Consider the following 12,044-nt stretch of genomic DNA (forward strand, 5'->3'; position numbering starts at 1 on the left):
GCCACTGCATGCCTATCCAATAACCCACAAGAAGGCGCCGCTATGTCAGCCCAAGGCAAGTTCAAGAAACAGCTGTCTCTGATCGACCTCACCTTTATCGGCCTGGGAGCCATCTTCGGTTCCGGTTGGTTGTTTGCCGCCAGTCACGTGTCGTCCATTGCCGGCCCCGCGGGGATTTTTTCCTGGTTGCTCGGCGGTTTTGCCGTGCTGTTGCTGGGCATTGTGTATTGCGAATTGGGCGCCGCCCTGCCCCGTGCCGGGGGCGTGGTGCGCTACCCGGTGTATTCCCACGGCCCGCTGCTGGGCTACCTGATGGGCTTTATCACGCTGATCGCGTTTTCCAGCCTGGTGGCGATTGAAGTGGTTGCCGCAAGGCAATATGCCGCCGCCTGGTTTCCCGAGTTGACCAAGGCTGGCTCCAGCGACCCCACCCCCCTCGGCTGGCTGGTGCAGTTCGGCCTGCTCTGCCTGTTTTTCGTGCTCAATTACCGCAGCGTCAAGACCTTCGCCATCGCCAATAACCTGGTCAGCATTTTCAAGTTCATCGTGCCGCTGCTGGTGATTGGCGTGCTGTTCACCTTCTTCAAACCGGCCAACTTCCACTCCCAGGGGTTCGCGCCGTTCGGCCTGTCGGGGATTGAAATGGCGGTGTCCGCCGGCGGGGTGATTTTTGCCTATCTGGGGCTGACGCCGATCATCTCGGTGGCCAGCGAAGTGAAAAACCCACAACGCACCATTCCCATTGCCCTGATCCTTTCGGTGCTGCTGTCCACGGCAATTTATGTGCTGCTGCAAGTGGCCTTCCTCGGCGGCGTGCCCACCGAAATGCTCGCCAATGGCTGGGCCGGCATCAGCAAGGAACTGGCCCTGCCCTATCGCGATATCGCCCTGGCCCTGGGCGTGGGCTGGCTGGCCTACCTGGTGGTGGCCGACGCGGTGATCTCCCCCAGCGGCTGCGGCAATATCTATATGAACGCCACGCCACGGGTGATCTATGGCTGGGCGCAGACTGGCACTTTCTTCAAGATTTTCACGCGTATTGATGAGAAATCCGGTATCCCGCGCCCGGCGTTGTGGCTGACCTTTGGCTTGTCGGTGTTCTGGACCCTGCCGTTCCCGTCCTGGGAAGCGCTGATCAATGTGGTGTCCGCCGCCCTGGTGTTGAGCTACGCCGTGGCCCCGGTGTGCGTGGCTGCGTTGCGACGCAATGCGCCGGACATGCCGCGCCCGTTCCGGGTCAAGTGGATGAGTGTGCTGGGCCCGCTGTCGTTCATCATCGCCGCGCTGATCGTCTACTGGTCGGGCTGGAACACCGTGTCCTGGCTGCTGGGCCTGCAAATCGTGATGTTTGTGGTGTACCTGCTGTGCCGCCGCCTGGTGCCGACCCAGCACCTGAGCATCGCCCAGCAAGTGCGCTCCAGCGCGTGGCTGATCGGCTTCTACACCGTGACCATGGTGCTGTCGAAACTCGGCAGTTTCGGCGGCCTGGGCGTGCTCAGCCATCCCTTCGACACCCTGGTCGTCGCCGCCTGTGCCATGGGCATCTACTACTGGGGTGCAGCCACCGGCGTGCCGGCGCACTTGGTAGAACTGGAACACGAAGACGACGAAAGCGAAGCCGTGCTGCCCACTACCGGCATGCACCCGGCGAACGCGTAATTGGCCAATCACCAAGGAATAGCTGGATGAAACGACTGCATGTGATTGACTCCCACACCGGCGGCGAACCGACGCGCCTGATCATCAATGGCTTCCCGCAGCTGGCCGGCCAGACCATCGCCGAGCAGCTTGAGAGCCTGCGCACCGAGCACGACCCATGGCGCCGCGCCTGCCTGCTGGAGCCCCGTGGCAACGATGTACTGGTCGGCGCGCTGTACTGCGAGCCGGTTTCGCCGGGGGCCACCTGCGGGGTGATTTTTTTCAACAACGCCGGCTACCTCGGCATGTGTGGCCACGGCACCATCGGCCTGATTGCCTCGTTGCACTACTTGGGCCGCATCGCGCCAGGGGTGCACAGCATCGACACGCCGGTGGGCCAAGTCAGCGCCACCCTGCATGAGGACGGCGCGGTCACCCTGCGCAACGTGCCCGCCTATCGCTATCGCCAGCAGGTGCCCGTGGATGTACCGGGGCATGGCCGGATCTACGGCGATATCGCCTGGGGCGGCAACTGGTTTTTCCTGGTGTCCGAGCACGGCCAGGATGTGCACATGGCCAATGTCGAGGTCCTTACCGACTTCACCTGGGCCATGCTCAAGGCCCTCGAAGCCCAAGGCATCCATGGCGCAGACGGCGCGTTGATCGACCATATCGAACTGTTCGCCGATGACGACCAGGCCGACAGCCGCAACTTCGTCATGTGCCCCGGCAAGGCCTACGACCGCTCGCCCTGCGGCACGGGTACCAGCGCCAAGCTGGCGTGCCTGGCCGCCGATGGAAAGCTTCAGGCCGGTGAGCCCTGGGTACAAGCCAGCATCACCGCCAGCCAATTCGAAGGCCGTTTTGAATGGGAGGGCGAACGCATCCGCCCCTTCATCACCGGCCGCGCCTATATGACCGCCGACAGCACCTTGCTGATCGACGAACAGGACCCCTTCGCCTGGGGCATTTGAGCACCCGGCAGCGTTACAACAGACCCTTCCAAGGAGATAGAACCATGAGCGATAACATTTTCACCGGCTGCATCCCTGCCCTGATGACCCCGTGCACCGCCGAGCGTCAGCCGGACTTCGACGCCCTGGTCGCCAAGGGCCGCGAACTGATCGACATCGGCATGAGCGCCGTGGTGTATTGCGGCTCCATGGGCGACTGGCCGTTGCTCACCGAAGCCCAGCGCCAGGAAGGCGTGGCGCGCCTGGTGGCTGCGGGCATCCCGACCATTGTCGGCACCGGGGCGGTCAACAGCCGTGAAGCAATATCCCATGCCGCCCACGCCGCCAAGGTCGGCGCCCACGGTTTGATGGTCATCCCACGGGTGCTGTCCCGTGGCGCTTCGGCCACTGCGCAAAAGGCCCACTTCGCGGCGATCCTCAGCGCCGCACCGAACCTGCCGTCGGTGATCTACAACAGCCCCTACTACGGCTTCGCCACCCGCGCAGACCTGTTCTTTGAACTGCGTCGCGAGTACCCGAACCTGATCGGCTTCAAGGAGTTCGGCGGCGGCGCCGACCTGCGCTATGCGGCCGAACACATCACTTCCAAAGACGATGACGTGACCCTGATGGTCGGTGTCGATACCCAGGTGGTGCACGGTTTCGTCAACTGCAACGCCACCGGCGCGATCACTGGCATCGGCAACGCCCTGCCACGGGAAGTCCTGCAACTGGTGGCCCTGAGTAAGAAGGCTGCCAAGGGCGATGCCAAGGCCCGGCGCCAGGCCCGGGAGCTGGAAGCGGCGCTGGCGGTGCTGTCGTCCTTCGATGAAGGCTGCGACCTGGTGCTCTATTACAAGCACCTGATGGTGCTCAATGGCGACCTGGAATACAGCCTGCACTTCAACGACAGCGATGTGCTCAGCGATGCCCAACGCCGGTATGCCGAGCACCAGTACGCGCTGTTCCGCCAGTGGTACGCCAACTGGTCGGCAGAACAGAACGTCGACTGACTGCTCGTACGCCGCTGCTACACAGCGGCGTCCCTTCTTTTTTCAGGAACAGGCCATGACTCTGACAGGCAATATGCTGATCGGTCAGCACTCCATTCCCGGCACCCGCACAGCCATCCGTGCGATCAACCCAGCCACCGATGCTGCGCTGGAGCCGGCCTATCCCGGCGGTTCCACCGAGCAGGTGGCCCAGGCTTGCGCGTTGGCGTGGTCAGCCTTCGACAGCTACCGCGAGACATCACTGGCGGCGCGTGCTGAATTCCTCGAAACCATCGCCAGCGAAATCGAAGCCCTCGGCGATGAACTGATCGAGCGTGCCGTGGCCGAAACCGGCTTGCCCCACGCGCGGATCCAGGGCGAACGGGGCCGCACCTGCCAGCAACTGCGTACCTTCGCCCGCACCGTACGCGCTGGCGAATGGCTGGACGTGCGGGTCAATGGCGCCCAACCAGGCCGCCAGCCCCTGCCCCGTGCCGACCTGCGCCAACGCCAGGTGCCGCTGGGCCCGGTGGCCGTATTCGGCGCCAGTAACTTCCCGCTGGCGTTCTCGGTGGCCGGCGGTGATACCGCTTCAGCCCTTGCCGCCGGTTGCCCGGTGATCGTCAAGGCCCACGGCGCCCACCCCGGCACCAGCGAACTGGTGGCCCGCGCGCTGGCCCGTGCCGTGAAGCAGTGTGGTCTGCCCGAGGGCGTGTTTTCCCTGCTGTACGGTTCCGGACGCGAAGTGGGGATTGCCCTGGTCAGCGACCCAAGGATCAAGGCAGTGGGATTCACCGGTTCGCAAAGTGGCGGTATTGCCTTGTGCCAGGCGGCCCAGGCACGGCCGGAGCCCATTCCGGTGTACGCGGAAATGAGCGCCATCAACCCGGTGTACCTGTTTACGGGCGCCCTCAAGGCGCGCGGCGAAGCACTGGCACAAGGGTTTGTCGCCTCATTGACCCAGGGCGCCGGGCAGTTCTGCACCAACCCCGGCCTGGTGATTGCGGTTCAAGGTCCGGAACTGCAGCAGTTTGTCAGCCTCGCCAGCGACTTGCTGCAACGCAGCCCGGCGCAGACCATGCTCACACCGGGCATCTTCCAGGCCTATGAGGCGGGCGTCAGCGCACTGGCTGAGCATGCCCACTGCCTGGCCAGCGGGTTGCCGGCGCAAGGGCCGAACCAATGCCAGGCGCAGCTGTTTACTACCCACGCGCAAGACTTCCTTACCAACCCGCATTTGCAGGCCGAAGTCTTCGGCGCCGCCTCGCTCCTGGTGCAGTGCGCCGACAACGCGCAAATGCGCCAAGTGACTGAGCACCTCGAAGGCCAGTTGACCGCCACCCTGCACCTGGATGAGGGGGATGTTGAACAGGCACGGGCATTGCTGCCGGCACTTGAGCGCAAGGCTGGCCGGCTGCTGGTCAACGGCTGGCCGACCGGGGTCGAGGTGTGTGATGCCATGGTGCATGGCGGGCCCTTCCCCGCGACCTCGGACTCGCGCTCGACCTCGGTCGGCACCGCCGCGATCCTGCGTTTCCTGCGGCCGGTGTGCTACCAGGACTTCCCCGACAGCCTGCTGCCCGACGCACTGAAACAAGGCAACCCGCTGCGGCTGCGACGCTTGCTCGACGGCCAGAGAGAAGCCTGATCATGCTCGACAATCGTCAACCCGAGATCGACATCGCGGTGGTCGGCGCCGGCATCATCGGCGTCGCCTGCGCGCTGCAACTGGCGCACCAGGGCCGGCGCGTGGTGGTCATCGACCAGCAGGAACCGGGGATGGGCGCCTCGTTCGGCAATGCCGGGCATTTGGCCACCGAACAGGTGTTCCCCATCGCCGACCTGTCGATCCTGATGCGCCTGCCCGCGATGCTCATGGACCCCATGGGCCCGCTGCGCCTGGACTGGAAATACCTGCCCCGTGCGCTGCCCTGGTTTGCTCGCCTCTTGTTAAACCTGCGCCCGGCAGCTTACCAGCGCACGGTCGCCGGTATCCGTGCCCTCAACGAAAGCAGCCTGGGCGCCTGGCAGCGCTTGTTGGCGAACATCGACCGGCCCCAGTTGATGCGCGAGGACGGCTCGCTGCTGGTGTTCGAGCGTGCCGAATCGCGGCAAGCAATTGAGGGTTTGCAAGCGCGCATGACCCAGCAGAACGTGCCGGTGGACTGCTGGTCGGCCGACGCCGTGCAGCAGGCCGCACCGCAATTGAGCGAGCGGATCCAGGGGGGCTTGTTCTTTCCCCGCACCGGGCATTTCCTCGATCCGTATCGCGTGGTGTGCGAACTGGTCGAGGCCGCCAAGGCCAGCGGCGTGACCTTTCTCAAGCGCCAGGTCCGGGACGGCCAGCTTCAGAACCAGGGCGTTGCACTGATCACCGACCAGGGCCGCTTGGCCGCACGCCAGGTGGTGATCGCCTGCGGCGCCCACTCGGCCAGGCTCACCCAGGCGCTGACCGGCAAAAAGGTGCCCCTGGACACCGAGCGCGGTTATCACCTGATGCTGCCCCATGAACAAGATCGCCTGCCCTTCGCCGTCACCTCACTGGAACGCAAGTTCATCATGACGCCCATGAGCGATGGGCTACGGCTGGCCGGCACCGTGGAATTCGCCGGCCTCGACCGCCCGCCAAACATGCAGCGCGCCTGGCAGTTGCACCGGCTCAGCCGCGGCCTGTTGCGTGACGAACTGAGCGCTGAGGACGCCACGCCGTGGATGGGCTTTCGGCCGTCGTTGCCGGACTCGCTGCCAATCATCGACCGGGTGTGCGACGGCAGAGTGTTGCTTGCTTTCGGGCATCAACATTTGGGGTTGACGCAAGCGGCCGTCACTGCCGAGCTGATCGCGCAGTGGGTATCGCCGATTTATGTGCCTCAGCCCCAGGGATTGCCGGCATTGGCGGCCTATCGGCTGGATCGGTTCTGACGCAGACCTAGCAGGAGCAATCACTGGTAAATAATCGTAAACGTCGCCGAGGCATTCGCCGGGCCGGGGGTTACCTTGCTCGCCGTCTGCAGGTAGCGGGCGCGCAAGGGGATCGTATAACTCCCCTCGTTGGGGCGCAGGGTGAGGCCGCTGCTTTGGTTGGTTCCAAGGATGACCGAGTTGCCGTTGCGGTTCTGCACCTGCACGCCAACCCCTGTGGCGGCGGGCGCACTGCCCGTGGCGCCAGGGTCGAGGCCCAGTACACCGTTATTCGTGTTGATCGCCGTACGCGCGGGGTCGATGCGGTACTGCAGGGTGTTACGCACCAGAGAGCCACTGCCGATGTTCGTACCAGAAGGAAAATTTCCACTTTGCGATGACCAGGCCGGCCCCGTTGTCGTATAGATCCCGTTGAACGCCGGGCAGTCATTCAAAGCGATGGAAAAATCCGTCCAGCCCGTGCTGCTGTTGAGCCCGGTGAACTTGGAGGTCAGATGAGAGCCCATGGGCACCGAGACATCCGGTGTACGGCAGGTACTCGAGACAATCTGGATATTGCCGGAGATCCCCATACTGAAGCCGCGCATTCTCGCATCGCCGAAGTTGCCGTACAGACTGACGACCGGCAACGTATTGCCCACCAATACACCAGGCGTTACATCGCCCAGTTTGATCAAGATCAGCTCAAAGTTCGAAGGCCCGTCAAATGGGACCACACACCTGTAGCCAGATGTGCATGTGGTCCATGCCTTGCCAGATTGCCTTGGCAGCAGGCCGCCCGAGCTGTTGAAGGCAACCCCCAGCCCCGGAATGCTGGTTCTATAGACCTTGTTGGCGTAGGTCCCGCTGGACACATTGGCCATGGGATAACGGGAGTCGACTGTCATCTCAGTCCACTGCTGATACGGGGCATAGAGGCATTCAAGCTTGGGCGCCTGGCCCGCAGCCATGCTGAAGCGCTGACGATATACCTCGGTACCCACCGGCAGATCGCGCCCGATAGTGATCGCCGAAATCTGCAATGGCATGGAGCCCACGGCCGGCTGGATACCCTCCATGTAGGTGCAAGTGACCGCCATGGCCGTCCCCGCCGCCGCCCACAATGCCGCGACGGCCAGGCCCGCCTTGATCAAAGCGCCAATGTTCATAACTGTACCTTTTGAAGAGTGTTGGGCTGCACGCTGCCAGCGACTTGCTTACCGGCCGCACAAACCGCGTCTACCTGTTGCAATTGCTGCCCTTCGCCGGGGCCCGCCGGGATGACCAGTGCGCACTGTTGATGGGTCTTGCTTCCCCAGTTGATCAGTAACTGACGGGTTTGCGGCTTGATCCGTGCGTAGAGCTGGCCACCCTGCCCGACCACGCCGACCGAGGTGCCGTCGATATCTGTCACGCCAGCACCAAAGGGCAGGCTGCTGCCATCGTCGAGGCGTACGTTGAGCAACACTGCGCGGCCCTGGTTGGTGGTGTACTTGAGGTGCACCACCGCACCGGCGCGCGGGGCCACCTGTTGGCTGGTTTCGCTGAGTTCGACGTCCAGCGAGCTACCAATAGGGTCGATTGCCACTTCGTTCAACTCATATGGCCGCAGGTACGGAACCACGGCATTGCCGCGGCTGTCGAGCTTGAGGCCAGGGTAGCCGGACACCTTGGCCCCCTGCGCACCCGGGGCACTGACCACCGCCATGGTTTCACCGCGATAAGGAGTCATGGTCACCCCATCGGCATGCGCCACCACGCTGCCGCTCGCGCCCACCGAGGCGCTGGTGTAGCCATCACCGCGTCCCAGGGCAGCGCTGAGCATGGCGCGCGCGCCGGTGTATTGGCCATTGAGGGCCGCGCTCTTGCTGTTACTGGCACCGTCATGGCCGACCGTCGCGCCATAGCCATATTGACGGTCCTCGCCAGCGGTGCCGCTGATGCCGGCCTGCTCGCTGTAGTTGCCTTGGGAGTCACGTCCTACCTGTGCGGTCATTTGCGGGCTGAAGCCTGGACCGCCAAATTCCAGAGGCATGCTCATGGTCAGCAAAAAGCTGTTTTCCATGTCCCCCAGGCCCATGCGGCTGCGGTTGGCGTTCACACTGAAGCTGATGCGATTGAACTGCTTGCTGTAGCTGAACTGGTACTGCAAATCACTGCCCGGCAGGTTCCAGTAGTTCTGCGCATAGCCGCTGATTGCCACTTGCCCCCACTCCCCCAGGCTCTGGTCGGCGGTGACCGAAAAGCGACTGCGCGGGCGCCCGAACATGCTGGTGTCCCACCCCGTTTTCTCGGCATCGAGCAGTTGCATGGCGTTACTGAAGTCCAGGTATTCGCTGGTAGAAAAACGATAAGCCGCAACGGTGAAGTTACTGCCCGTGCTGAGCACATTTTTGCTGTAGGACACCCGCATGCTCTGCCCTTTGGCGGCACCAGTGGCCAGGTCAGTCTGGGCGTGAGTCAAGTCGATGGCCATGGCACCGATCGGCGTGCCAAACGCCAGGCCGGTGAGCACGGCGGTGTAGTCATCGCTGGACTGCATCCCGGCAAATCCGGTGAACGTATTGTTCAGGCCATATTGCACAGTGCCTTGTAGCAGGCGCGATTGCTTGTCGACGTAGTTATTGCGGGTCTCGCCTGCGGTCAGGCTGAAGCGCGAGGTACCGGGGCGCAGCAACTGGCTGACCGAGGCATAGGGCACGATGAAGTTCTGCTCAGTGCCGTCGGCTTCCGCCACGCTGACACTGAGGTCGCCGCCATAGCCGGTTGAATACAGGTCATCAATCACAAATGCCCCGGGAGCCACGGTGGTTTCCAGCAGGATGTTGCCGGCCTGGCGAATGGTCACACGGGCGTTGGTGCGGGCAATCCCACGGATCACCGGGGCATAGCCGCGCATGGAGTCGGGCAGCATGCGGTCGTCACTGGCCAGTTGCACACCACGGTAGGACAGGGTGTCGAAGATCTCGCCGGAGGTGTTGGACTCACCCACCGTCAGTTGGCTTTTCAACGCGGTGATGTCGCGTTGCGCATAGGAGTCCAGGGCTTGGTAATTATTGCCCTGACGTGACTGCCAGCTCATCGACGCGTTGTGGCGCAGGCGCCAGTCACCCAGGTTGAGGCCGGTGTGCAGGCCCAGGAATGCCGAGTCAGAGTTGCCACTGCGGGTACGGTTACGGCTGCCATTGAAGCTGTAGCTGAGCATGCCTGCGGTCACGCCGCGATCCCACAGTTCCGGGCTGACGTATCCTCGGGCATTGCGCCGCAGCGCCGCCTGGGGAATGCTCAGGTCGAGGGCCTGGTTTTCCGGTGAAAAATTCGCGGTTGCACCCGGGATCAGACTGCCCACGGCGGCACAGCCCTGGCTGTCCAGCGCCAAAGTGCTTTCAGGCGCCAGCTTGCTCATCTCCACACCCTGACGCTCAAGCAAGCCACGCGTCATGCAGACCACCGGCTTACTGCCGTCGGCCTGGGCGTCGATGCGAATGTCCTGGCGGCTGTTCAACTGGCCGTTAAGCACTACGTCTGCACGGTATTGCCCGGGCATCACCGGGTTGCCGGTCTGGTAGGCGCCCAAGTCGAGATTGCGCGAGTCTTCAGGCAGGAACGCATCGTTGAACTGCACCTCTTGCGCCAGCGCACCCTGTATACCCCATGCACCAGGGGCGATGGCCAATACCCTGAGGATCAAGGCAGAGAGCGGATTCAAGGCGAAGCAAGGCCGCGCCCGCAGAGAAAGCCTGCAGCTGGAAGAGGTCGACATAAATGACTCGCGACTAAAAAACTTGAGGTTTAATCAGGGCTTGAGTGCTTTACGGGTCGGGATCAGTGCGCCGTAATCGTTGATAGCGCTGAACTCCACCTGAGCACCCGCAGCCGGTCGGACCTTGAGCGTTGGGAGCACAAATTGGCGGGTTTCACCCGGAGCGATCATGCCGTCTTCACTGCGCTCACGCTGGGCGCCAGCCACCAGTTCCAACTCGATCAGCGAAACATGGAACGCCGACGGATTGAAGGCCTGCAAGGCCAAGCCTTGCCCATCGCGTGCGGGCACCAATTGCCACTGCACCTGCTCGATCGCCTCGCTGGCAGTGCCTGGCAAGCCGGTCGGGCGATAAAACAATTTGATCCGCGAACGGAATGCCATTTGCAGCGTATTGATATCTGCACCCGCCTCGGGCTTGGGTGGAATTTCCAATACGTTGAGCCAGAACACCGACTCTTTGTCCTGGGCCATGGGAGCCCCGGTAAACAACACCCGCAGGCTTTGGCCCTTGGTCGGATCGATGCGCGCCACCGGCGGTGAAAGCAGGAACGGCGCCTTGGAGCTGGTCGGAGTCGACTCAACGCTGCCGGTGTCGATCCACGACTGGATCAGCGCTGGCTGCGTGCCGTTGTTGTTGAGTTTTACCGTGATTTCTTTCTGGTCCGCCGGGTAGAGCAGGCGGGTTCCGGTAATCACTACACCCCCGATAGCCTGGGAACACGTCAGTGTCACAAGGCTTGCCAGGAGCAATTGTCTGAGGGCAGATGTGCAAGGCATTACGTAATCCCGTTGCTGCCTGGAAGCACGCCCTTTTGTCACTGAACAGGGCGTGTGTCCATGAGCGGCGACTTACTGATAATTGATGGAGTAAGTCACGGAGCCAACTACGGTACCCGGAGTGGTCGGGGCTTGAGCGTAGTACTGGACAGCGTATGGCAGGATGGCGGCCTTGGAGGTTGCATCGATGGCAATACGGCTGGTGGAAGTGACCTGCGCAGTGTTGCCGGCCTTGATCGCGTTGCCATTGGTTGCGTCAACCAATTGCAGCTGAACCTGGGTGGCAGTACCGCTCACGTTCTTCAGGTTGCCGCTGGTTGCATCAACGCTGCCGCTCGACTCAAAGAATGCAGCAGCTGTTTTCAGCGCGGCAGAACAATCGCTCAGCTCGATATTGAAACCGGTCTGGCCTGCCACTTGGCCTTTTGCTCCCAGGGCAGCGGTAGAGACGGTTGGCAGCGTGACAGTCGACGGGCTCGCACCAGCCGCGCCGTTAACCGCAACCTTGCAGGTTTCGGCTTTCAGTTCGCCGTTGAAATCGATTTTGCCGTCTGAAGCCAGAGCAACGGTAGAGGCGGTGGCAGCGACCAGTACAGCGAGGGCGCGAGCTTTGTAATTCATGAGTAACTCCGAGAGAGCGATGTTCTACAGTAAGTTATAAAGCTTCCGTTTATCGGAGAGCTTCTGTGCTGTTGCGGGGCTGAGTTTAGGGAGCCCACATCGAACTCAATATAGGAGCGCTCTGAAAAACAATTGAGCACGGAAAATTCCCAACAATTAAAACCACTATAAAACTTACTGCCGCACTGCACTATTTAATGGAAAAACATTAGTAACCCGTCTATAGGAGCACTCCTAAAAACAGGCGCTGCAATGTTTATCAATGCAGAAGCAGCAAACAACCGGTGGCCGCCATCGAGTTTTATCGAGGCGGTGAGGCAGATGTTGCGGCAGGGCATGCAATTCGCGGCGATTGCATCATTCCCAGATCAACCTGTCCTGCTGTGAAGCCCCTAC

10 protein-coding genes are annotated in these 12,044 nt (G+C 62.3%); 6 read left to right on the plus strand and 4 right to left on the minus strand.

All coding sequences use genetic code 11. The features are described 5' to 3' along the window. Window positions 1-42: 42 nt before the first annotated feature. From PSH73_RS14735 to PSH73_RS14755, 5 genes are read left to right on the plus strand one after another with little or no spacing between them, the layout of a single operon-like run. Window positions 43-1,659, plus strand: a complete 1,617-nt coding sequence (locus PSH73_RS14735; protein ID WP_115128464.1) for an APC family permease — start codon at window positions 43-45, stop codon at window positions 1,657-1,659. 26 nt (window positions 1,660-1,685) lie between these two features. After that, window positions 1,686-2,612, plus strand: coding sequence for a 4-hydroxyproline epimerase (locus PSH73_RS14740; protein WP_057959897.1), 927 nt, complete (start codon window positions 1,686-1,688; stop codon window positions 2,610-2,612). Between the two features lie 44 nt (window positions 2,613-2,656). Continuing rightward, window positions 2,657-3,604: a dihydrodipicolinate synthase family protein gene (locus PSH73_RS14745; RefSeq protein WP_057441006.1), complete on the plus strand. Its 948-nt coding sequence runs from the start codon at window positions 2,657-2,659 to the stop codon at window positions 3,602-3,604. 55 nt (window positions 3,605-3,659) lie between these two features. Continuing rightward, entirely contained in the window at window positions 3,660-5,231 is a 1,572-nt protein-coding gene (locus PSH73_RS14750) for an aldehyde dehydrogenase (NADP(+)) (protein WP_305460823.1), read from the plus strand. A gap of 2 nt (window positions 5,232-5,233) precedes the next feature. After that, on the plus strand, window positions 5,234-6,505 hold the full coding sequence (locus tag PSH73_RS14755; protein ID WP_198799363.1) for an FAD-binding oxidoreductase: 1,272 nt from the start codon (window positions 5,234-5,236) through the stop codon (window positions 6,503-6,505). 20 nt (window positions 6,506-6,525) lie between these two features. Here the strand turns inward: PSH73_RS14755 and PSH73_RS14760 are convergent, their stop codons facing one another. The 4 genes from PSH73_RS14760 to PSH73_RS14775 form a co-directional block, all read right to left on the minus strand. After that, window positions 6,526-7,653, minus strand: a complete 1,128-nt coding sequence (locus tag PSH73_RS14760; protein WP_169989996.1) for a fimbrial protein — start codon at window positions 7,651-7,653, stop codon at window positions 6,526-6,528. Then, window positions 7,650-10,109: a fimbria/pilus outer membrane usher protein gene (locus PSH73_RS14765; RefSeq protein ID WP_309500895.1), complete on the minus strand. Its 2,460-nt coding sequence runs from the start codon at window positions 10,107-10,109 to the stop codon at window positions 7,650-7,652. Before PSH73_RS14765 ends, PSH73_RS14760 begins: the two co-directional genes overlap by 4 nt. A gap of 171 nt (window positions 10,110-10,280) precedes the next feature. Further along, on the minus strand, window positions 10,281-10,946 hold the full coding sequence (locus tag PSH73_RS14770; RefSeq protein WP_307830297.1) for a fimbria/pilus periplasmic chaperone: 666 nt from the start codon (window positions 10,944-10,946) through the stop codon (window positions 10,281-10,283). Window positions 10,947-11,099: 153 nt separating this feature from the next. After that, the gene (locus tag PSH73_RS14775; protein ID WP_057959903.1) at window positions 11,100-11,648 is read right to left on the minus strand and encodes a fimbrial protein; all 549 of its coding nucleotides are present in this window, start codon (window positions 11,646-11,648) and stop codon (window positions 11,100-11,102) included. A gap of 252 nt (window positions 11,649-11,900) precedes the next feature. On the opposite strand from PSH73_RS14775, the gene PSH73_RS14780 reads away from it, so the two are divergent. Then, window positions 11,901-12,035 (plus strand): hypothetical protein, encoded by a 135-nt coding sequence (locus PSH73_RS14780; RefSeq protein WP_258571518.1) that lies wholly within the window; start codon window positions 11,901-11,903, stop codon window positions 12,033-12,035. The last annotated feature ends 9 nt before the right edge of the window (window positions 12,036-12,044 follow it).

This window comes from Pseudomonas sp. FP2294, assembly GCF_030687625.1.
GTDB classification, from domain to species: Bacteria; Pseudomonadota; Gammaproteobacteria; order Pseudomonadales; family Pseudomonadaceae; genus Aquipseudomonas; species Aquipseudomonas shahriarae.

Bases quoted from the DNA above. Each gene is read 5' to 3' on its own strand.
- PSH73_RS14735 (WP_115128464.1), top strand. From the start codon at position 43: ATGTCAGCCCAAGGCAAGTTCAAGAAACAGCTGTCTCTGATCGACCTC.
- PSH73_RS14780 (WP_258571518.1), top strand. From the start codon at position 11,901: ATGTTTATCAATGCAGAAGCAGCAAACAACCGGTGGCCGCCATCGAGT.
- PSH73_RS14745 (WP_057441006.1), top strand. From the start codon at position 2,657: ATGAGCGATAACATTTTCACCGGCTGCATCCCTGCCCTGATGACCCCG.
- PSH73_RS14740 (WP_057959897.1), top strand. From the start codon at position 1,686: ATGAAACGACTGCATGTGATTGACTCCCACACCGGCGGCGAACCGACG.
- PSH73_RS14775 (WP_057959903.1), bottom strand. From the start codon at position 11,648: ATGAATTACAAAGCTCGCGCCCTCGCTGTACTGGTCGCTGCCACCGCC.
- PSH73_RS14755 (WP_198799363.1), top strand. From the start codon at position 5,234: ATGCTCGACAATCGTCAACCCGAGATCGACATCGCGGTGGTCGGCGCC.
- PSH73_RS14760 (WP_169989996.1), bottom strand. From the start codon at position 7,653: ATGAACATTGGCGCTTTGATCAAGGCGGGCCTGGCCGTCGCGGCATTG.
- PSH73_RS14750 (WP_305460823.1), top strand. From the start codon at position 3,660: ATGACTCTGACAGGCAATATGCTGATCGGTCAGCACTCCATTCCCGGC.